The following is a 20,606-nucleotide window of genomic DNA, read 5'->3' as shown; positions in this document are numbered from 1 at the left end:
TCACTCAGACACAGGCATCCACTTTCTCATGATAGTATTCCTTCAACAGAGCGTCGCTCACACGGTGCAACTCATCCTTGGGTAATGTGGATAACACATCCCAGCCAAGTTCGAGCGTTGTCTCGATAGTCCGGTTCTCATATTCGCCCTGGTTCAGGAAACGCATTTCAAAGGCTTCACCAAACTTCAGGTATTGTTTATCGATTGTACTCAACTCCTCTTCGCCGATGACATCGGCCAGTCCCCGTACCCGTTTCACGTAGGCGTAGCAGGCGAATAACTGGCTTGCGAGAATCGGATGATCTTCCCTGGTGTAACCTTTGCCAACGCCGTCCTTCATCAGACGTGACAGACTTGGAAGACCGGCAATGGGCGGGTAAACGCCACGCTGAAACAGATCTCGATCCAGCACTATCTGCCCTTCAGTGATATAGCCGGTGAGATCAGGGACAGGATGGCTGATATCGTCTGCGGGCATGGTCAAAATGGGTATCTGGGTGATCGAACCCGGCGAGTCTTCAATACGCCCGGCCCGCTCGTAGATGCTGGCGAGGTCCGAGTAAAGGTAACCCGGATAACCTTTGCGGCCTGGGATTTCACCCCTTGCTGTGCCCACTTCGCGCAGACTCTCGCAGTAGTTTGTCATATCCGTCAGCAGTACCAGCACGTGTTGGCCGCAATCAAAGGCCAGGTGCTCTGCCAGGGTCAGGGCGACACGCGGGGTAAGAAGGCGCTCCACGCTCGGCGCGTCGGCCAGAGAAAAGAACATGACAGCCCGGGCAAGGGCACCGGAATCCCGGAAGTTACGGATGAAAAACTCGGCCACATCATGCTTCACGCCCATGGCGGCAAAGACAATCGAAAACTCGACCTCTTCTTCCAGCAGGCGAGCCTGCCGCACGATCTGAGCGGACACACGGTCATGGGGCAGACCGTTTCCGGAAAAAACAGGCAGCTTCTGGCCGCGGACCAATGCGTTCATCCCGTCAATGGCCGACACACCTGTTTGTATGAATTCGCGTGGATAGCGCCTGGCATACGGGTTTATGGGCATTCCATTCACATCGCGCAGCTCCGCCGATAGTGCAGGCGGACCGCCGTCAGCCGGGCGGCCGAGACCATCGAATACGCGACCCAGCATCTGCCTTGATACGGGCAGACGAAAGCTTTCCCCCAGGAAGCGGGCGCGCAGGGTTTGATTCGAGAGGCCTGTTGTTCCTTCGAGGACCTGCACCACGGCCTGGGTTTCGGAAATATCAAGGACGCGGCCGATACGGGGACGACCGGCGGCATCGATAATCTCAACAATTTCATCATAGCCAACATCACGAATCCGTTCCACCACAACCAGCGGCCCCTCGATTCGCCAAGAGCCGACGTACTGTAATCCCCGGTCTTCTATTTCGAAGGTGGTGTGCATATTAAGGTAGCCTCCTTGGTATATTCTTTTGCCAGTGCTTCCGTTTCCTCCATGACCCTTTGTTCCAGCTCTGTAAGCTTATCGAGATCACTGTTGCCGAAATCAGCCTTTGCCCGAAGTAAATAGGGCACACAGCCTAAAGATCGGATTCGCGTCAGCGGGACACCCCCTTGAATTAAGTCACGGCCCCTGCGATACAGAGTAAGGATAATGCGCAGGAGTGCAACTTGTCGTTCAGGTGTGCAGTACATATCGTTTTCGTTAAAAGCGCTTTGGGCAAGAAAACCGTCTTTAATAATCTCGGCGACAAACAGGATCAAGCGTTGACTGTCGGGCAGGACATCGGGACCTACCAGTTTAACGATTTGCTGGAGACGATCTTCCCGTTGAAGGAGAGTCAGGGCTTCTGTGCGCAGTTCGATCCAGTCGGGAGCCTCTTTTTTCCACCAGGGGCCGACATCCTCCACATACTCCGAATACGAGTGCAGCCAGTGGATTGAAGGATAATGCCGGGCATTGGCCAGTTCAGTATCAAGAGCCCAAAAACAACGGATAAAACGTCGTGTATGCTGGGTGACTGGTTCGGAAAAGTCGCCTCCGGGTGGGCTGACAGCGCCCACGATACTTACGGAAGCCGGTTCGCCTGCAAGCGTAGTTACGGCTCCGCCGCGCTCATAAAACTGCGCCAGTCTGGTAGGCAACGACGCCGGAAAACCTTCTTCCGCCGGCATCTCTTCCAAACGCGCGGCCAGTTCACGCAGGGCCTCTGCCCAGCGGCTGGTCGAGTCGGCAAAAACCGCCACGCTGAAGCCCATGTCCCTGTAATATTCGGCCAGGGTGATACCGGTGTAGATGGACACTTCCCGCGCCGCCACAGGCATATTCGAGGTATTGGCGATAAGAATGGTCCGTTCCATCAGAGGCCGCCCGGAACGGGGGTCTTTAAGTTCCGGAAACTCACGGAGCACATCAGTCATTTCATTGCCCCGTTCCCCGCAACCGATGAAGACAATGATTTCGGCATCTGACCATTTTGCGAGCTGGTGCTGGGTGATCGTCTTTCCTGTGCCGAATCCGCCCGGGATAGCCGCGGCGCCACCCTTGCCGATGGGGAAGAAGGTATCAATGATGCGCTGTCCTGTAATCAGCGGCTCAGTGATACGCAATCGTTCAGAAATGGGACGCGGCACCCGTACAGGCCATTGCTGAAGCATAGTGACCTCACGCGGGCCCGTTGCGGTTTCGATAACAGCCAGTGGATCGAGGAGCCTATAATCACCTTTATCGACAATGGACTTCACAGTACCGCTAATATCCGGGGGAGTCATAATCCGATGATTGACCAGCGGTGTCTCTACAACATGGCCTATAGCCTGACCGGCTGTTACAACCTCACCGGGCGTAACTTGCGGCTCAAAGGTCCAGTATCTCTTGGTGTCAAGAGGGTCCACCTTTTCGCCGCGACGGATCCAGGCGCCGCTATGAGCTTGAATGCCCGGCAACGGACGTTGAATACCGTCGTAGATGTTGCCAACCAGCCCGGGGCCGAGCCACACAGACAAGGGCGCGCCCGTACATTTAACCGGCGCTCCAGGCTTCAACATGGTGGTGTCCTCGTACACCTGAATGGTGGCATGATCGCCAACCAGTCGTACTACTTCTCCCACCAGGCCCAGACTGCCTACCTGCACGACTTCGTACATCTGTGCTGCGTACATACCCACAGCGGTTACGATGGGACCGCTGATGCGGGTAGCCATCGGTTCAGTAGTATTGGTAACGATAGTCATGGGCTATCTCCTTCTGATCCCGTTTTAGGGACGAATGCCGCCTGCACGGCTATCTGTCGCCTCAGTTCCGGCCACAGTCGTTCCAGCCTCTTCACAAAGCGGTTATCCCACACCTGGCGAACTTCCGCATCCTCAACAATAACACCGCCTTCCTTAAAGTCCGGTCCGCACGAAACAGTGATGTTTACCGGCCGTCCGACGTGGCGAGCAATCTCATCGGCCAGACCGTCGCTAAGCATGGTAAAGTCCGCCTCCGGCAGCTTTGCCACAAATGCAGAACCTGCCATCTGGTTTATGGCATGAGATGCAAGGGCGATCACTCAAAACCTTCCCGGGCCATCAATCGCCGGCACACTTCCTCGTACACAGACTCAAGCAGTGCTTCAATGCGTGCCGCCCGTAGCCGCCCGGTTTCGACGGAAACCGTAGCCAGAATCAATTCACTCCTGCGGGCAGCCTCTCGACGAGCATGGTCAAGCCGCCCTCGTCGTTCCTGTTCAGCTTCGGCAACGGCGCCGGTTAAGAAACTTTCCGCCTCCTGCTTCGCGCGAATGATCATTTCCTCGCCCTCTCCCCGAGCGTCTACGAGGATTTCTTCGCGCAATATTTCTGTAGAGTTTTGATCTGTTGTCATCCACAAGCCTCCTTAACCAACACTAACGCCCACAGCTTCCTGTACTAATTCGCGCAGACTTTTACGTCCTGACAGCGGTCCTTCCGGCCCGGGTATCTCGACAATTAGCGGGTATTCACGCTCCAGTCGAATCATCTCTACTTGTGGCCGGATCCAGCCTGCTACCTTTTCGGTGATGATAATGATTCCACAGTCAGGGTGTGCAGTAATATTCTCGATGGCAATCCGGGCTTCTTCCACCGTCGCTGCAACCTGCACACCGATACCTGCCAAACGGAACCCGCGCGCCGTGTCCTCGTCGGCAATGCAATAGAACTTCACAAGTCGATCTCTTATATTTTCTGTATCAACATCATGGCAATAGCGAAGCCGAGCACACCAAGCCCCTCTGCTAATGCCACGAATAAGATACTGCGGGTCAACAACTCAGGTTTTTCAGCTGCTGCACCGAGTGCTGCCGACCCGATCCGTCCTACGGCATGGCCTGCACCAAGCACACTCATGGCAATGGCAAAGGCGGCTGACAAACCCAGGCCGATGGTTTTGTACGCCGATACCATATCTGTCGGTGCGCCCCCGCGTGAGGCTTCCTCTGCCATTACTATCGTAGTGGGCAGGATTATACCCGCCAGAACCGCTCCGATTGGTCCAATTCGCCAGAATGAAAACTTCATCATTTAACACCTCCGTTTTCTGGGGCTTGCGTCGCCCCCTCCAGTGATTTTTCAGAATAGGTCATATACGTCAAATAGGGCCTATATAAAGCTGGGACGTAAATACCTTTCTCGTCCTACGCCCGAATGATTGTAGAGACTGTAGTCCTACGTCCCACGGCATGATTCGTAAGCAGGTTTCCCGGCCACCCCTTCTTACTCATGTCAACGAATTCTTATCATTCGGGGCCAAACTAAAGGGTTCAAATGGTTGGCCGGTGCCTGAAAAAAACTTCCCGAAGAACTCATAATATTCGAGACGCAATGCCTGTACTGAAGCGATGATTCCTTCCAGGACAATTGCAACGAAATTGCCGAGAATGATGATCAAAAGACTCCACAGGCTGCCCCCGAAAGGAACATCTTTGACCTCCGCAGCTACCATAAAAGCGGCAAAGAGCAATGCCGCGTGACTCATAGCGTAGGCTGCAAGACGGACAAAACTTATGGTGTTTGCAAGGTAGCTGAGAAGCGCTTCAAAAGCCCCGACGCATGATTCCATTATAGCGCCGCCTATCCCGCCGCTCGCCTTATTATGCTCGCCTTTTCCATGGCTCATAAAATGTTCTATGGGTTCCTTGAGAGACCAACCGACAATGGGCACTATGAGAAACAGAATGACCGATATTCCCATGAGCCCCCGCGACCGGATAGCAGCGCCGTTCATTATCAGAACCAACACTCCCCAGTAGAACAGAAGGCCGATGAGGCCGAACTTATCGAGGATAGCACCGATGACATCGCCCTGTCGAAAACGATTGATGACATTCAATATAAGGCCGATACTGATCATAACGACGCCGATCCCGATAGCACCGTACATGAGACTCATAGGATCACCCTCAAGCGGATCATGCCAGAGTGCGTACTTCTTGAGTACTTCAATACCGAAGTAGCTGCCATACACCACGCCAAAAATGATACTGGACAAACCCCCGAAAAGAAGGAGCAGGCCGACGTCCCGCACCTTTTCGGATCGACCGGCAAGCAGAGCTATGAGCCCGCACGCGGCAAGTACAGCTCCGTGTCCGGCGTCACCGAACATCATGCCGAACATCACGAGATAACTCAGGGCCACAAACAGCGTAGGCTCCAGTTCCCGATAGTTCGGGAGGCCATAAGTTGAAACCAGCATCTCGAAGGGCCGCAGCAACCGCGAGTGCCTGAGCAGGACAGGGATCTCTTCCTCTGTTGAATAGTCCGGAAGGGCAGCCTCAATAACATACCGTCCGCCGGTGATTTCTCCCATACGCTGCTCCAAAGCCGCTACATCGCTGGCTGGAACCCATCCCGCGATCAGAACCGCAGCCTCCGTGCGCGGAAACTTCTGACTTGCCTCCAGGAGTCGGCACTCCATATCTACAAACCCTTCAATCTCAGCCAGGGGCAGCGTGAACTCGGCCGCAATCGTCTTGATCCTGCCATTCAATTGCTCCAATTCCGCTAATAACTGTTCCTGTTCTCTCTGGCCTTCTTCGGACAGTCTATCCACTGTGCCGCCTTCGACTACAGGAAGCATCTCGCGTTGAAAGCCCGCCTGTTGCAACGCCCTTTCCAGGGCGGGTCGGCCCTGACGGGTGGTGATCGCGAAAAGCGACTGCTGCCCTTTTTGTTGGGCTAAGGGAAGGAGAGCAACGTTATCGCCAATTTCTTTTCCAAGACTCTCAAGGTTCTCCGACGGTAAACTCCCTGTAATAAAATGGAGGAATGAAAATTGATCAAGACCGTCCAAGGGAATCTCGAGCCCGCGATAACGTGATACCCGTTCGCTAATGGCGACCAACTCCTTCTGGCGTTGTATGAGACGCTGGCGATGCCCCAATAAGTCTGTGCTCCGTTGTTCCATGGGAAGGAGATTTTCTTCAGCCTGATTCAAGGTCATTGACGGCAATTGTTCGTTGGACAAAAAGGGGATTACTCCCCTGGTGCTTACCTCATAGCTTGCTGCGGGATAGTTCATTTCCAATGATTGGCGAAGCTCCTGAACACGAGCCCGGATATGATCATATCGTGCCATTTCCCCGGTGTGGTCGGTAGGGGCCAGTGGCGCCGTATCGGGCCCGGACAGCGTACGCGTCAGGTGCACCGCTCCCAACCAACCCAAACCCTTGATTACGGAACGCTCATCCTGAGCGAGCACGACTGCATGCAGCCGCATCATAGGCACAGCCCTAAACATAGGCTCCCTCCACATTAGTCCGTGGGATTAATCGTCCACGGATTGCCTCGGCAGCCACGCCGGTACGAATTCCCTCGGAAATCGTGATGAGGTTGGCCACTTCCACACGCCGGAGACCTACGAAACCTATAATTGCCCCCAATCCCATGTGGCTCTGACGAAAGGCCTGGTTGGATAAACGAAAGAATTGTTTCCACGCGAGACCCTCCAGAACTGGAGCATCAACAGTCATCGATTCATCATTCGATCCGTGTTTTGAAGGCGCTGTATTGAGAATATGCTCCGCAACGCGGTCCACCGATGTATAGAGGTCCAGGTCATTAAGCATAGCAGCAAAAAGCGCGCGCCGGATCAGTGTTCCTTCGATATGAAACTGCCGTAACATTTCCGGCGTCATGTTATAGTGGAATTTTCCCCGAACGACCAACATGAGATGGAAGATGTCCACCTCTTGATAAACTATCGGTCTTACGATTTCCCGGTCTTCCCGAGGCAGTTTTTCCATCCTGGAGATCAACCCCTGAAAATAGACTTGGTCCAGCGCTGCCTCAAAGAAGAATGTTCGGGGATAATTACGATAGATCTCAAGAGCCTTCTCCAGGTTCTCTCGAAGGAGTCCCTTTGGGACCAACCGGGCAAAATCTTCCGGAGATTCCGCTGAAGCCAGCCTTTGGGTATTCAAGGTTAACTCCTTGGGAAGGGAGACAAGATAACCGTGTAGCTCTTCGATGGGTATCTTTGTCAAACATGCCCGGAACAATACCTTCAAGTTTTCCATTTGAAACCGAACTAGCATCCAATCGAGCAGATTGACACCCGGGCCGGGCACATAGGCACGGAAGCCGGATATTTCGCTAATCAGTGTATGGACCAATAGGTGCTGGAAATCAACAGCTTCCTTTAAATCAGAATCCGGAAAGATTGTGCGAAAAAATTCCGGAAGATTCTTGATATGGCACAGGCCATCGAGCCGCTCCGCCTCGGCCATGCGGCTGCGGCGGGCATGAAGACGGGCCGCGAGATAATCCAGGTCGATAGCTGTTTGTCTTGTTGAAGTAATGGCTGAAGCATTGCCGGAGTCAGCTACGGTTGTCTGCACACGCACCGTATGACCCCTTCAACGGCCAATCTACTATTGGCAGGCTCAAGCTGGATCTGACTTTCGATTTCTGCGGCAGCGTCAGTCAAACGATGCTGTTTTTCCCGTTCGGCTGCTTCTACTGCGGCCTCCACGATTCTATCGGCCTCGATGAGCGTTTCCTGATGGGCCTGCTCAACAACATCGTGCCCCTTCTTCTGAGCGTCTGACAAGATGCGATCTGCTTCAGTCCTGGCCGATTCAACTATAACCCTTGCTTCACCCTCTGTCGCAATGATCTTTTGGATTACATCACGCATGACAGCCTCCCCTGAAAATGAGCTCCTGCTGTTACGTTAAACGGTTACCAATTCTAGTAGCTTTCACAGGTTTGTCCAGATTAAAACGTTTAATTACTTCGTCGCCGATCAACCGGGCGGCTTCGTCGTGCCGAACCAGATCCGTATTAATGATTATGTGGTAGAGCAATGGATCATTGATGTCTTTGTCGAAGTTGTCCCTCAGATAGCGCCTGCGTCCCTCATCCTTTTTCTTGATATAATTGACGGCTGATTTTCGATCTAAACCGAAGGTCTTCTCCGCCCGTTCGATCCTGTTTTCAAGCGCCCCAACCAGATACACATGAAAAACAGTCTGAAGCTCGCTGGTGACTACATTGGCTCCTCGGCCCACCAGAATAACATTCCCTATTTGCGCAAGGCGTAATATGGTTGCGTTAGTCTGTTCCACGAGCGTCCAGGTGGAGGGGTGTAAACCCAGCAACTCCTCAAGTGCATTGGTCAGCATGCCCTTGTGGCCTTCCTTCATAAAATCGCCGATGTGCTTGTGAAGGTTGTGCTCCTCCAGAACTTTTGCAACGAGATGCTGAGAGAAAACGGTCCACACATCGTGGGAAGGAACGTGTACTTGCAGGTACTCGGCCAGATTTGAGGCGACCGTAAGCCCGCCCGCGCCTTCTGCACGTGAAATTGTTATTGCCGGTTTTATAGATGTTCCAATAGAAGTTTCAATAGAAGTTTCAGAAGTATCTTTGCTCTTCGGGTGAAAATTGCTCTTAATAAAAGACTCACATTTTTCTATTTTAATATTCTCCCACATGTCTCGGCCCTCCTATTTCTTCAGTGCTCACAGTTGCCCACCTACTTGCGAACTCATTTTATAACAGGTGTGGGAATTGTATATTTCCGGTCATATGTCCGCCAAACCTTTCTTGCACCATCTGTGTTGGCCTGTCACACATGCCCGTTTTGCATCACCTCCGGACTCAAAGATTCAAATAAAAAACGTCCTACTGGTTCTTTCCTGCACCATTACAACTTTCTCTTCATTATACTATATTCTATATATAGCCGACATTTTGCGTTTGTCAACTTACTATTTTAAGTGCCCCTGAAGGGAGCATTTTTGCTCAAAACTGTTGATAACAGGAAAAAATGTTGTGATTTATGTAAAAATCGCGAAGCGTTACTTTCGGAGAAAATATTACCATCCCCTCCTTGTTGTTAAGATATAGAAAGATCTGACCCCAATGAAAAAACATAATGATAAGCTTCTACCCCCTGGGATACAATTCTTCTGAAATCCCCTCCGGCAAGCCTCATAGAATGCTGCTGATAGAGCAGTTTTGATTCCCTCATGGTAAAGGGATTGTTATTGTGCATGGGCGTAACTGACAGGCTAATATCTTGATGATTGCGATATGTTTTCAAAAGGGCTTGAGGAACCTCTGAGATAGCAAGCTGTTCCAGGAAGGCCGTTAGAACATCTTGGAACATGAACTTGTCGGCAGTTATAAGAAGGTCCTCCTGCATTGGATCGAATGCCATCTGGATTGAAGAGAAGAGAGGGGTATAGGCAATCCTTCTCGTAAGTTCATCAACAAATTTTCTGTCATCATCGAGGGAATCAAATATTCTTTCATCTTGAGATAAAATATTCATGATTGAGTCAAGTGTCTCTGAAACAGCTTCGTTGAGGTCAAAGAGGGTCTCCTGGTCTTTGAAATGGATCCCATAGACTACATTTACAAAATCTGACAGCAGACTTCTGATCCTGCGAAGAAAGTGGGGATCAAAGAGTCCGGAAAGCTTTTCGGGCTCAAATATCTTATTAACTTTTCTCGAAAAATGGACAGCCTTCGAAATGAGCGGTGCACCGCGTTTCCCCTTGAGTTCGTCGAAAAAACTTTGAAACTCGTTTACGATATTGTCAATTTCATCAAAGTCGATAGCGCCTAAGATTTCCACCGCTCTTTCCTCTTCTTCCAATATCTCGAGGTAGTAGGAAGTTTTCAGTAGGCGTGCGGCAATAATAGAGAATATATTGCTCGCTTCCTCCAGGAGAATGGTAGCGTATTCCGACAAATACAAAGATCGTTCCCGGTCAAAATGAGAAATATTTTTGAGCTTCAACGTATCTTTGTAAGCATCTTCGAATATCTTCTCTGCTTTGGCAAAGCTGAGTATGCTGCCGTGGCCCGGAAGAACAAGAGATATACCTTCTTTCTTCCCTTTTTCTATCATTGCCCTTAAAGATACGGCCAGCTTCTCGTTATCCCACCCTGATTTTCCGGCAATTCCCGGTGTTGTGGCCAAGTGCAGGTCGCCAGTGCAGAGAAGTGCTCCCAGCCGATAACTGACACTGTCCGGGCTGTGCCCCGGGGTATGGAAAATCACCATTTTGTCGTTCTCGCTGACTGCAAAGGTCTGACAAGGTATAGTCTGACCATTCTCAAGTTCTATAATGCCATCCTCAATGGTCAACGGGTTTTCTTCGGTTGTATGAGTTTCGCTGTGGTTTTCAAAAAAATGGGCCCTTACCTTGCATTCAGGTAGCACTGAACCATTCATGTTTGCAAGCGTGATGCTTTCATCTCGAGTCTCAATGGCTCTTGCCGCCTCGAAATGGCAAATAATCTCACCACCTGGTTCATTTTGCATGAGATGGGGTACAGCGAGGAAATGGTCTATGTGGCAATGTGTAAAAAAGATAAAAACAGGGCGGTATTTTTCTTTTTGAATCGGCAATACCATCCGCCTTATATATTCTGCCTGTTCAAGTTCGGCACCTGGATCGATAATGATAATATACCAATCAGATTTCAGAATAAACGTATTGGAACAGGTAACACAGGGCTTCCGGATTAAGGGGTATATTTCAACGCTATTGGAACCGGGAACGGCTGCCCATTTGTTTGGTTCCAGAATGGGTTCTCTTGAAAGTATTGTTTCCATAAAATATCCTCTAAATTATAATATGATAACATATCCATCCCCTGGATAAGTTACCGTTTTTTTGCAAAAAATGAAAAAACCATAGCAGAAAGACACATCAACCCCCCGGCCACGTAAGTATGGCTGAATCCATCCAGCAATATCGATTCGGGAATATTCAATTGGCGGAGGTTTACACCGTGTGGGGCAAAATTTCCAAGCGAACCAATGAAAACATTTTCAAATATGGCAACACCGAAGACCATACTCAAATTAATGGCTGTGTTAAGAAGACCGGATGTCATACCTTCCTTCCCCTTTGAAGCGTAGCTCATGGCCATGTTATTAATGGGCGACAGGAAAAATACATAGGAGAAACCTAACAATGCAAGGAAAATTATTACAGAAATCAGACCTTCGTTTTTTATACTGAAGGAGAAGGCAAGGGTGTTTATTGTTGCCACTGCCATGGCTATGACACAGAGAATGGCCGGGTTTCTTTTGTCTGAAAGCTTGCCTGCATAAGGAGATACGAACACATAAATAAGGGAGTAAACAAGGACAACCATTCCTGTTCCTGAAGGGTTGAGCCCTTTTATGAGTTCAAGATAGAAAGGAAGGAGGAAGGAATTTCCTGCAACAAGCATGTATGCCGTCATTGTTGCGGATAATACAAATGTGAATTTAGAGTTCTTCAGAGCGCCGAGGTCCAGAAGAGGGTCTTCATGCCTCTTTTCATGCGTGACAAAGAAGAAGAGGGCCATGAGAAAAACACCTATTGATGCAAAGGTTTTAAATGAAATCCAACCATCTTTATTTCCAACAACGTTGAAGTAAAAGAGTGAAGAAAGAGCAATAAAACTAAGAATTGCGCCAGGAAAATCAAATTTGTGTATAAAACCGGCAAATGGTGTATCATGCTTGCGAACCGATGAGGGGATGAACCTGTATGCGCAGATCATGGCGGCTGCTCCAAGAGGGACATTAATAAGGAACACTCCTCTCCATGATAAATATTCGGCTATAATACCGCCTAATGGCGCGCCAGCAGCAACTCCGAGGGCTGTTGCGGATGCATTAATGCCGAAGGCCCATCCCAATTTATGTTCAGGGACAACTCGCGCCATGATTGCAAAACTTGCAGCCAGAAGCATTGAACTTCCCAGGCCATGAATTGCCCGGGCAATGGTCAGCGTAGTAATCCCTATGGATATGCCGCAGAAAAGCGACCCCAGTATAAAAACTCCATATCCGGCAATGAACATGTTTTTTTGCCCTGCCCTGTCGCCAAGTTTTCCAAAGAACATGAGAAAACATGTGATAACAAGGAGGTATACAGTGACAATGCGGGAAGCCTCACCGGTTCCGATGTTAAAGGTTCGGGAGATTGTAGGCAGGGAAATATTGACAGTGTACATATTCAGGCGGCTGAGAAATGAGGCGAAGGCTATACTCAGAACAATTAAATATAATTTTTTATCATCTCCTGTCATAATGTGCAAACAATCTACACTATCCTTACTGTTTTACAATAGTAAAATGAAAAATGTTTATTCTTGACAGTATTTTTCCTCCGTGCTAATTTTCCCCTAAAGCACATTCTTTTTGCATCCGGTTGAAAAACGTTTATTTACATATTTACTTGCAGAAAGGGGTAAAATGACCGTTTCGCTTGAGAACGAATTAATGACAAGAAGTATGGGGAGGCGGAATGAAGACTGGTTTGTAAGGGACAGGATTAAAAGACAGAGCCAGCTTTTCAGGGTCGGTCAGATCATTATCTCTGAAATGAATTTGAGCGCTCTTTTTGATATCATCATGGAACAGACCAATCAAATCCTTGATACAGAGAGAAGCACCGCATTTCTGCATGACGTTAAAAATAACGAGCTCTGGTCTTTTGTGGCAACAGGCATGAAAGATGAACAGATCAAAATTCCTGTAGACCATGGGGTGGCGGGTTGGGTTTTTCAGCACCAGGAACCTCTGGTAATCAATGATTGCTACAATGACTCCCGTTTTTATGGAGAAGTGGACAAAAAAACCGGTTTTCTAACCAGAAACATTCTTTGCATTCCCTTGATTAACAGGTCCCATGAGTGTATCGGGATACTTCAGGCGTTGAATAAAAAAACCGGGGATTTCGCAAAGGAAGATATCGAGCTTCTCACGCCGGTTTCTCACTATATTGCCATTGCCCTTGAAAACTCGAAACTCTACGAAGACCTCAAACTGCTTGACAAAGCCAAAGAACGGGTTATCAACCACCTCTCTCATGAACTAAGAACACCTCTGGCTATCATTTCAGGGGTACTCGACCGGGTATCAAAAAAGGTAAGAGAGGCAAATATTACAATGCTGGAGCGGACCATTGCCATCGGGCAACGCAATGTTACCCGGCTGCGGGAGCTGCAGACCAAAATAGATGATGTGCTGCACCAGAAACCTTCAGAGGAGAAACAAAAGGTATTGAACATTATTCAGGATGCCGTCTATTTTGTGGAAGAGCTCAAAGAGAAGGAAAATATATCCGGAGCAGAGATTTTCAACCTCATAAACAACCGTATTGAGTCTTTATACAAGATGGAAGATGTAAAGGCAGAACGTATTATGCTTGATTCTTTTATGAACAATCTCTGTGATGAGGCAACTATATCCATAAAAGAAAGGGAACTTGAGATTGAACGAACATTTGAAAAGGGGATTGCCATAGATGTGGACCTGAGTATCTTAAAAAAGGTATGCGGCGGTCTGCTGAAAAATGCTATTGAGAATACGCCTGATGAGGGCAGGATTGAAGTAAGCACCTATTCCATAAGTGATGGGGTACAGATAGACTTCCGTGATTTTGGCGTCGGAATCTCCCAGGAAAACAAGAAGATGATCTTCGGAGGTTTTTTCCATACCCAGGATACGGAGATGTATTCATCAAAAGAACCATACATGTTCAATGCAGGGGGCTCCGGTTCCGACCTTCTCAGGATGAAGGTTTTTTCCGAACAACACGGATTTAGCCTTGGTTTTAAGAGTTCACGCTGTGTTTTTATCCCTGCGGATACGGACACCTGCCCGGGCAGGACTTCCATCTGTCAAAACATTAAATCAAAATCGGAGTGCTTTGCCTCCGGGGGAAGTATTTTTTCAATAATCTTTCCGAGAGTATGAGACAGGATAGGGCACGACAGGCTGATTTTCCACCCACTTTTCTCTGTTAAGGTGCAGGAATATCTTTTCCCTCGTGGCTTATCACGTTTTTGCGGTCGAACTCATAAGGCGATGAAGGCAATTCGCCTGTAAAAATACTTTTCAGCTTGATTATTAATTCATGATTTTCTCCGAGTACAGTTATGAGAGACTGTATAGTTCGTCCGATAGTACCGTTGCATAAATCCTGAAATTCCCGTCTTACTTCCTCGGGAAGCATGTTGTAACCATCCACAATATGGCCTATCCAGGCTGCCAGGTAAGAAGTCTCCATCTCCTTCGGGAACACGTAACCCTCAAGCGATCCGGCCTTGGCGGCAAAATCATAAATATCCCTGTTAAATCCCATGTATTCCTCCTCGTTGTTTCATTTTTAATTTATATTTATATCATCGGCAAACTTGAAGTGCAATAAGTACAATATCTCTCATTTAAGCGTAAAAAGCATTGTTTGCGGAAACAGCCGCTGCTCAGGCTTTTTCAACGGCAAGTGCAACGGCTGCAATATTTACACATTGCGGGAATATGACCCGATATACAGCATATCAAACTCTTCACATATTTTCAGACATTTCGGAAGTTCCTCGTGAAGCCGTTTTTGATACGGCATATTATGAAACATCTCACCACAGACCCAGGCATCCTTCAGATCATTTCCAAAACGTCTCAGTGAATAGTAATAGGGTCTCATCCAGCGATGGGGGCCGTCAATATCATGGACGGTCTTGCCGATTATCCAGCCGATGTCCTGTTCTGCACACCTCCTAAGCACCCTTTCATGACCGCCGAAGGTGTAGGGATGATAGGGATGTTCTTAAATATTTCGATAACCCCCTCTGATTGAAAATCATATGTTGATTACGCTGATAGATCATCCCTCCGCCTGCTGCTGTGCTAATGAAGAATGAAAAATATAAGATTGAATTGTATTCTTTATTTTCCTAATTTTATTATTTTATTGCAAACACTTTTTACCTCAACGTCAACCTATGCTTTGCAAATGAAAAATGAAAAGGTTTATAAATCACGATATGCTTCAAGACGATGTTTGATGCGCATTATTGTTATTTTATTTGTTGCACTGTCAATCTCGTAAAGAACGCGATAATCGCCAACGCGCAGCCTCCAGTCCTTTAGTGAACCTTTTATTTTTTTACTTTCCCGTGGGTGAGGATCGGAAGCAAGTTTTTTGATCTTTGCAGCAATTTGTGAAAATAATGTTGGCGGGAGTTTATTGAGGTCTTTTTCAGCGTGTCGTTCTATATAAAGTTCATAGGACATTATCACGTTCCGTCAGGAAATCCTCAAATTTTCTTATCTTCATACCACCCACGCGTATTTTTTCGAGGTCTGCAAGATCTTCTTTGTCTTCAAGCTTTTCAAGCAATTCACGATAGTCGTTGATATCGATTATTACGGCACTTGGTCTGCCGTCTTTCATTACCACCTGAGGTTTGGTCTTCAAAATGCTTTTTGTCATTGAATATCTCCTTATCTTTTAGATAATATTGAGTAATTCTATTATAGCTTCTTTTTAACGTCTTGGCAATGGCATCAGACAAATGTGTGTCTACAATATAATTATGTCACCCCTTAAGTTCAAAATGAATTGGTTGTTTTTCTGGTAGATTTGTAAACTGTTGAAATATCAAAGCCGACGATGGGATTCGAACCCGCGGCCTGCTCATTACGAGTGAGCTGCTCTACCCCTGAGCTACGTCGGCATGATTATTTTATATATCACAGGCATTTACTTACAGACAACACAATTTTCACTAAAGGCGACCGGGCAAACGCTTGCGGGTGTCCCGGTAATAATCAATACATAGTAAAATTGAGAAGCTTTATTACAGCAATATCATCCTTGTAAATGTCTATTATGTTAATACAGCCGTAATCCTGGCCAATCCTGAATATCGCGGATATTTTCATGTCAAGGATCGAAGCAAGTATCAATCTCAGTATGCCTGCGTGAGTGACTATGACGGTATTCTGTCCTCTGTGCCTGTTTATCATCTCGTGAAAGATGGCGACGCTTCTTTGTTGGGCATCTATAAGCGGTTCGCCCTGAGGGGGTGTATGAATGTCCGGGTTTTTTACCCATCTCCGGAATTCTGTCGGATTTTCCTCATCTATTTCTTCAAAGCTTCTCCCCTCCCAGATGCCGAAATGGATTTCATTAAAGGCTTCGGCAATCTCTGTATCAAGATTGTGTGGCTCGGCAATAATTTTACCGCTTTCAATACACCGTGAAAGGGCGGATGTATATATGTGATCAAAATTATAGCGTGTGAGAAATTGAGAAGCCTTTTGCAGCTTTGTCCTGCCTTTTTCGGACAATGGTATGTCGCTGGTTCCCTTAAAGACTTTTTTTGTTTCTTCGTCGATTGTATCGCCGTGTCTTATGAGAAATAATCGTGTACGGTTGGTTCTATTCAATGCATTCCTCCATATGTTTTAAGAGAAGCCTGTTCTCTTTTTGTGATTTTACCGCAATTCGTAAATATCTGTGATCAAGCCCTTTGAAGTTCGAGCAATCCCTTACCATAATGCCTCTGCGCGAGAGACCTTCGGCAATCCTTTGAGCATGAGGGGTGCACAAAAGATAATAATTTGCATGGGAAGGGACATAATCTATGCCGAGATTCCTGAAACCTTTTTCTAAAATCCTTTTTTGCCTGCTTATGATCTTCATTGTCCTTTCTTTAAGAGAGCTTTCATTCAATGCGGCTATACCGGCAGCCTGTGCAAGGGCATTTACGCTCCAGGGTTCTTTGTATTTCTTCAGCATCCCGGCAATGATGGGCGGAAAGATGCCATAACCCAGCCGTAAACCGGCCAGAGCATAAAACTTTGTCATTGACCTCAACACAATAAGATAGGGGTTGTTTTTGACTTCACCGGCAACAGTCCCGTCCTGACAGAAATCAATGAAGGATTCGTCTACGATGAGATAGATTTGTTGATTTTGTGTTGCTTCGACTATTTCCAGAAGCCCCTCTTTTGCAACGAGTCTTCCTGTCGGGTTATTCGGGTTGCATATAAACACGGCTCCAACTTTTTTGTCCAGGGCGTAATTTATCAATTTTTGAGGTTCTATGTCAAAATCGTTGCTGCGCTCAAGTAAATAATCTGTTACAACGCATTGGGGGTATGCTATCCTGCAAGCCCTTTCATAATCGCTGAATGTGGGTTGAACAAGAAGTACCTTCTTGAATCCTATTACCCTTGGGATAAGATATATCAGTTCTGTAGACCCGTTTCCGCAGAAAACATATTCCGGGTCAATGTTGAGCGTTTCTGCAATCTTATCGGTCAGTTTTTTTACCCTGTTATCGGGGTAGTGGATAAGGTGCCTGAGATTTTTTTTTATCTCAAGAATAACGTTTCTGGACGTTCCGAGAGGATTTATGGAGGCGCTGAAATCTATAACATTAATTTGAGACAAGGAATCCATTCTTTTCTCAGCAAAACCGTAGATATCGCCGCCGTGACCTGTCATAAAATTGCCCGCAGACATAGTACACCAATTGATATAAAAAAGCCAAAGAATGAAGCCATCTTTACGATCCTTATGGTATCGAGAGAAGCAGAAAGATATTCTTCCGTCCTTTCGGAGCCGATGTACGGTTTATCGAAAAGAACCCCACCGTACGTTGACGGTCCTCCGAGTTTGACCCCGAGGGCGCCTGCCATCGCGGCTTCAGGATAACCGCTGTTCGGGCTCGCATGCTTCCTTCCGTCACGGTACATGGTTATGAAGGCATAACGCATGATTTGCCGGGATCGAAAGAGTACACCTGATGACAATACAATGAGAAGACCGGATATACGTGCCGGTATGTAGTTGGCAAGATCGTCAAGGCGCGCCGAGGCCCAGCCTAAACGTATATATTTTTCGTTTTTATACCCGACCATAGAGTCGAGCGTGTTTATCGCCTTATAAACAAGCCCGAGTGGCATTCCCCCTATCGCAAGGTAAAAGAGGGGGGCGATAACGCCGTCGGATAAGTTTTCGGAAATGGTTTCCATCGTTGCCTTCAATATGTCTTTTTTATCGAGGCTGTCCACATCGCGACCCACGATCATGCTTAAATGTCTTCTGGCAAGGAATATATTATCTTCTTTAAGAGCCTCTATAACGTTAAACCCCGCCCTTAAAAGCTCTTTTGTCGCAAGGGTTGTTGATGTGAGATATACGAGAAAAACTATGCCGGCTAATTTGATTATACCCTGTGTGCCGAAAAGGATCCATTTCTCTGTTATATAGGCTATAAGGAATGTTGAAAGAACGATCATCACTGCCAGAAGAATCCCGGCCAGCTTTTCCTGTGCTTTCATTGAAGCGGATTTTGTCAGCAGATATTCAAGTACGGTGATACCTTTTCCGATGATCCTTACAGGATGCGGAAGCCACGGGGGGTCGCCCATTACCAGATCGAGCAGGAATGCAAGGATAAATACAACAATGAGAATATGGTTGTTAATTATTTCCATAACAATGCAACGAACAGAAATGCAATTTCTGATATTTCATGGATTGCACCAAAATTATCCCCTGTGAGTCCTCCGAATTTATTTATGAAAGTTTGTCTTAAAAAAAGGCAAAAGAGATAAATTACAGCTATTTCACAGATAAGAAACAAGATAAGCGTGCCTGCTCCCCATTGAGAAGAAGATGTGCAATATACACATGCATAGAATGCCGTTATGCCCATAATAACCATAAGGAGGGTAGAGAATGCAACGTGTTTGAAACCTCCATGTTCGAGAAAAATCCTGCCGATGCCGTCTGAACGCGCGCTTCTTGAACGATACATGACTGATACCATAGCCCATTTTGAATAAATAGGCATTAAAAAAAGGATAAGATACGCATTCCCCTCTATTTGCAGAATTGCCTTCATTAAAAGATATTTGAAAAGCAATGAAAAGACAATGGCAGTCACCCCTATTGGCCCTGTTGTACTATCTTTCATTACCGCAAGCCTCTTTTGTATATCTTGTGCCCGATTTCCTGTAGATTTTACAGAAATGCCGTCAAATGTGTCGGAAAGGCCGTCCTGATGAAAACCTCCATTTGTTAGAAGGTATCCAAGCAAAATAATAGCAGCCGTTATTTCCGGAGAAAAAACCTTCATAAGTAAAAAAGATAAGACAACAAGTATAAGCCCTTGAAAAGCCCCTACAACAGGAAAAAATATCGAAGAATCGGCTATATCTTTTTCTGAAACCTCACCGGTTGTTTTTATCGGTATGATGGTGAGAAACTGAAAGGCGAGGGCAATGTTTCGTAATTTCACGACAGTTCCTTTGAAACGCCTGCTTCATCGAATGTAGCCATTTCACAATATATTTTAAGACCCCCTTCAATTATGAACATAGCCAGGGCTGCCCCGGTGCCTTCACCGAGCCTTAAGTCCAGATTAAGGATGGGTTGTAAGCCCATTGCATCAAGGATAATCTTATGACCTGTTTCCACTGAGTTATGTGCTGCGAATATATAGTCTGTTACTGCCGGTTCTATAGTATAGGCTATTAGTGCCCCTGCAGTAGAAATGAAGCCGTCTACTACCACCGGTATCTTCCGGTATGCAGCCCCGAGAATAATCCCTGCAATCCCACCTATCTCTGCGCCGCCCACCTTGGAGAGCACATCAATCGGGTCTTTTGGATCCGGTCTATTGAAGGCTATTGCATCTTCGATAACCTTGATCTTGTGTGCCAAGGCTTCGTCGGATATACCTGTTCCTCTGCCTGTTACCCCGGCAACAGGCTTCCCTGAAATGACCGCTGCAATGGCGCTGGATGCGGTGGTATTGCCTATCCCCATATCCCCTGTTCCGAACATGCAATAGCCTTTGTCGGCATATTCCATAGCGAGCGCAATACCTGTGTCGATACATTGTTCTGCCTCTTCACGGGTCATGGCAGGTCCCTTTCGCATATTTTTTGTTCCTCTGACGACTTTCTTTATGAGGAGACCAGCCTGTCCGGTAAAATCACAGTCTACGCCGATGTCCACAACAACAACATCCGCCCCGGCATGTCTTGCAAGTACGTTTATGCCTGCACCGCCTCTGAGAAAATTATATACCATCTGTTCCGTTACTTCTTTCGGATAAAGCGATATCCCTTCCTCTGTAACTCCATGGTCTCCTGCAAAAGTGAAGATCGCCTTTTTTGAAAAAGGAGGCGGGATCTCCTGACCTGTTATGCCGACAAGTCTTCTCGCAAATTCTTCAAGCCTGCCAAGGCTGCCTATCGGTTTTGTAAGGCTGTCGAGTCGTGTCTGTGCCAATTCAAGCAATGATGTCTTTATCGGTTCAATCGTGAGTTTCTTCATTTATACCTC

22 protein-coding genes and 1 tRNA gene are annotated in these 20,606 nt (G+C 47.3%); 1 reads left to right on the top strand and 22 read right to left on the bottom strand.

Features of this window, described 5'->3' with window-relative positions:
- Positions 1-4: 4 nt before the first annotated feature.
- From NT178_12670 to NT178_12615, 12 genes are all read right to left on the bottom strand, one after another.
- Positions 5-1,420, bottom strand: coding sequence for a V-type ATP synthase subunit B (locus tag NT178_12670; GenBank protein MCX5813379.1), 1,416 nt, complete (start codon positions 1,418-1,420; stop codon positions 5-7).
- On the bottom strand, positions 1,399-3,210 hold the full coding sequence (locus NT178_12665) for a V-type ATP synthase subunit A (protein MCX5813378.1): 1,812 nt from the start codon (positions 3,208-3,210) through the stop codon (positions 1,399-1,401). Before NT178_12665 ends, NT178_12670 begins: the two co-directional genes overlap by 22 nt.
- Positions 3,207-3,497 (bottom strand): hypothetical protein, encoded by a 291-nt coding sequence (locus NT178_12660; protein ID MCX5813377.1) that lies wholly within the window; start codon positions 3,495-3,497, stop codon positions 3,207-3,209. Before NT178_12660 ends, NT178_12665 begins: the two co-directional genes overlap by 4 nt.
- A 29-nt stretch (positions 3,498-3,526) precedes the next feature.
- A complete protein-coding gene (locus tag NT178_12655) occupies positions 3,527-3,844 on the bottom strand; it encodes a hypothetical protein (GenBank protein MCX5813376.1) in 318 nt (105 codons plus the stop codon).
- Between the two features lie 12 nt (positions 3,845-3,856).
- Complete coding sequence (locus NT178_12650) at positions 3,857-4,165, bottom strand: V-type ATP synthase subunit F (protein MCX5813375.1); 309 nt, start codon at positions 4,163-4,165, stop codon at positions 3,857-3,859.
- Positions 4,166-4,176: 11 nt separating this feature from the next.
- Entirely contained in the window at positions 4,177-4,521 is a 345-nt protein-coding gene (locus tag NT178_12645; protein ID MCX5813374.1) for an ATP synthase subunit C, read from the bottom strand.
- Between the two features lie 196 nt (positions 4,522-4,717).
- Complete coding sequence (locus NT178_12640) at positions 4,718-6,736, bottom strand: hypothetical protein (GenBank protein ID MCX5813373.1); 2,019 nt, start codon at positions 6,734-6,736, stop codon at positions 4,718-4,720.
- On the bottom strand, positions 6,729-7,835 hold the full coding sequence (locus NT178_12635) for a V-type ATPase subunit (protein ID MCX5813372.1): 1,107 nt from the start codon (positions 7,833-7,835) through the stop codon (positions 6,729-6,731). The genes NT178_12640 and NT178_12635 overlap by 8 nt, the downstream gene beginning before the upstream one ends.
- Positions 7,820-8,134 (bottom strand): hypothetical protein, encoded by a 315-nt coding sequence (locus NT178_12630; GenBank protein MCX5813371.1) that lies wholly within the window; start codon positions 8,132-8,134, stop codon positions 7,820-7,822. Before NT178_12630 ends, NT178_12635 begins: the two co-directional genes overlap by 16 nt.
- A 31-nt stretch (positions 8,135-8,165) precedes the next feature.
- Entirely contained in the window at positions 8,166-8,933 is a 768-nt protein-coding gene (locus NT178_12625) for a cytidylate kinase-like family protein (GenBank protein ID MCX5813370.1), read from the bottom strand.
- A 404-nt stretch (positions 8,934-9,337) separates the two neighbouring features.
- A complete protein-coding gene (locus tag NT178_12620) occupies positions 9,338-11,068 on the bottom strand; it encodes an MBL fold metallo-hydrolase (GenBank protein MCX5813369.1) in 1,731 nt (576 codons plus the stop codon).
- A gap of 50 nt (positions 11,069-11,118) precedes the next feature.
- Positions 11,119-12,540, bottom strand: a complete 1,422-nt coding sequence (locus NT178_12615; protein MCX5813368.1) for an MFS transporter — start codon at positions 12,538-12,540, stop codon at positions 11,119-11,121.
- Between the two features lie 166 nt (positions 12,541-12,706).
- Between NT178_12615 and NT178_12610 the strand changes: the two genes are divergently transcribed.
- Positions 12,707-14,212, top strand: coding sequence for a GAF domain-containing protein (locus tag NT178_12610; protein ID MCX5813367.1), 1,506 nt, complete (start codon positions 12,707-12,709; stop codon positions 14,210-14,212).
- 46 nt (positions 14,213-14,258) lie between these two features.
- Here the strand turns inward: NT178_12610 and NT178_12605 are convergent, their stop codons facing one another.
- From NT178_12605 to cobT, 10 genes are all read right to left on the bottom strand, one after another.
- Entirely contained in the window at positions 14,259-14,600 is a 342-nt protein-coding gene (locus NT178_12605; GenBank protein ID MCX5813366.1) for a hypothetical protein, read from the bottom strand.
- 159 nt (positions 14,601-14,759) lie between these two features.
- Positions 14,760-15,023, bottom strand: a complete 264-nt coding sequence (locus tag NT178_12600) for a hypothetical protein (GenBank protein ID MCX5813365.1) — start codon at positions 15,021-15,023, stop codon at positions 14,760-14,762.
- 245 nt (positions 15,024-15,268) lie between these two features.
- A complete protein-coding gene (locus tag NT178_12595) occupies positions 15,269-15,532 on the bottom strand; it encodes a type II toxin-antitoxin system RelE/ParE family toxin (GenBank protein ID MCX5813364.1) in 264 nt (87 codons plus the stop codon).
- The gene (locus NT178_12590; GenBank protein MCX5813363.1) at positions 15,522-15,731 is read right to left on the bottom strand and encodes a type II toxin-antitoxin system prevent-host-death family antitoxin; all 210 of its coding nucleotides are present in this window, start codon (positions 15,729-15,731) and stop codon (positions 15,522-15,524) included. Before NT178_12590 ends, NT178_12595 begins: the two co-directional genes overlap by 11 nt.
- A gap of 172 nt (positions 15,732-15,903) precedes the next feature.
- Positions 15,904-15,975, bottom strand: a tRNA-Thr gene (locus tag NT178_12585).
- Positions 15,976-16,069: 94 nt separating this feature from the next.
- Entirely contained in the window at positions 16,070-16,690 is a 621-nt protein-coding gene (locus tag NT178_12580; protein ID MCX5813362.1) for a histidine phosphatase family protein, read from the bottom strand.
- Positions 16,683-17,753 carry a threonine-phosphate decarboxylase CobD gene (cobD, locus tag NT178_12575; GenBank protein ID MCX5813361.1) on the bottom strand — a complete coding sequence of 357 codons (1,071 nt, stop codon included), beginning with the start codon at positions 17,751-17,753 and terminating at the stop codon, positions 16,683-16,685. The genes NT178_12580 and cobD overlap by 8 nt, the downstream gene beginning before the upstream one ends.
- Positions 17,750-18,748 carry an adenosylcobinamide-phosphate synthase CbiB gene (gene cbiB / locus NT178_12570; GenBank protein ID MCX5813360.1) on the bottom strand — a complete coding sequence of 333 codons (999 nt, stop codon included), beginning with the start codon at positions 18,746-18,748 and terminating at the stop codon, positions 17,750-17,752. Before cbiB ends, cobD begins: the two co-directional genes overlap by 4 nt.
- Positions 18,739-19,554, bottom strand: coding sequence for an adenosylcobinamide-GDP ribazoletransferase (locus tag NT178_12565; protein ID MCX5813359.1), 816 nt, complete (start codon positions 19,552-19,554; stop codon positions 18,739-18,741). Before NT178_12565 ends, cbiB begins: the two co-directional genes overlap by 10 nt.
- A complete protein-coding gene (cobT, locus tag NT178_12560) occupies positions 19,551-20,597 on the bottom strand; it encodes a nicotinate-nucleotide--dimethylbenzimidazole phosphoribosyltransferase (GenBank protein ID MCX5813358.1) in 1,047 nt (348 codons plus the stop codon). The genes NT178_12565 and cobT overlap by 4 nt, the downstream gene beginning before the upstream one ends.
- Positions 20,598-20,606 lie beyond the last annotated feature (9 nt).

The organism is Pseudomonadota bacterium (assembly GCA_026388255.1).
Taxonomy (GTDB): domain Bacteria; phylum Desulfobacterota; class Syntrophorhabdia; order Syntrophorhabdales; family Syntrophorhabdaceae; genus JAPLKB01.
This window is presented reverse-complemented; position numbering and strand designations above follow the sequence as displayed.

Bases quoted from the DNA above. Each gene is read 5' to 3' on its own strand.
- NT178_12670 (MCX5813379.1), bottom strand. From the start codon at position 1,420: ATGCACACCACCTTCGAAATAGAAGACCGGGGATTACAGTACGTCGGC.
- NT178_12665 (MCX5813378.1), bottom strand. From the start codon at position 3,210: ATGACTATCGTTACCAATACTACTGAACCGATGGCTACCCGCATCAGC.
- NT178_12660 (MCX5813377.1), bottom strand. From the start codon at position 3,497: ATGGCAGGTTCTGCATTTGTGGCAAAGCTGCCGGAGGCGGACTTTACC.
- NT178_12655 (MCX5813376.1), bottom strand. From the start codon at position 3,844: ATGACAACAGATCAAAACTCTACAGAAATATTGCGCGAAGAAATCCTC.
- NT178_12645 (MCX5813374.1), bottom strand. From the start codon at position 4,521: ATGATGAAGTTTTCATTCTGGCGAATTGGACCAATCGGAGCGGTTCTG.
- NT178_12640 (MCX5813373.1), bottom strand. From the start codon at position 6,736: ATGTTTAGGGCTGTGCCTATGATGCGGCTGCATGCAGTCGTGCTCGCT.
- NT178_12630 (MCX5813371.1), bottom strand. From the start codon at position 8,134: ATGCGTGATGTAATCCAAAAGATCATTGCGACAGAGGGTGAAGCAAGG.
- NT178_12625 (MCX5813370.1), bottom strand. From the start codon at position 8,933: ATGTGGGAGAATATTAAAATAGAAAAATGTGAGTCTTTTATTAAGAGC.
- NT178_12620 (MCX5813369.1), bottom strand. From the start codon at position 11,068: ATGGAAACAATACTTTCAAGAGAACCCATTCTGGAACCAAACAAATGG.
- NT178_12615 (MCX5813368.1), bottom strand. From the start codon at position 12,540: ATGACAGGAGATGATAAAAAATTATATTTAATTGTTCTGAGTATAGCC.
- NT178_12610 (MCX5813367.1), top strand. From the start codon at position 12,707: ATGACCGTTTCGCTTGAGAACGAATTAATGACAAGAAGTATGGGGAGG.
- NT178_12605 (MCX5813366.1), bottom strand. From the start codon at position 14,600: ATGGGATTTAACAGGGATATTTATGATTTTGCCGCCAAGGCCGGATCG.
- NT178_12595 (MCX5813364.1), bottom strand. From the start codon at position 15,532: ATGTCCTATGAACTTTATATAGAACGACACGCTGAAAAAGACCTCAAT.
- NT178_12590 (MCX5813363.1), bottom strand. From the start codon at position 15,731: ATGACAAAAAGCATTTTGAAGACCAAACCTCAGGTGGTAATGAAAGAC.
- cobD (MCX5813361.1), bottom strand. From the start codon at position 17,753: ATGACAGGTCACGGCGGCGATATCTACGGTTTTGCTGAGAAAAGAATG.
- cbiB (MCX5813360.1), bottom strand. From the start codon at position 18,748: ATGGAAATAATTAACAACCATATTCTCATTGTTGTATTTATCCTTGCA.
- cobT (MCX5813358.1), bottom strand. From the start codon at position 20,597: ATGAAGAAACTCACGATTGAACCGATAAAGACATCATTGCTTGAATTG.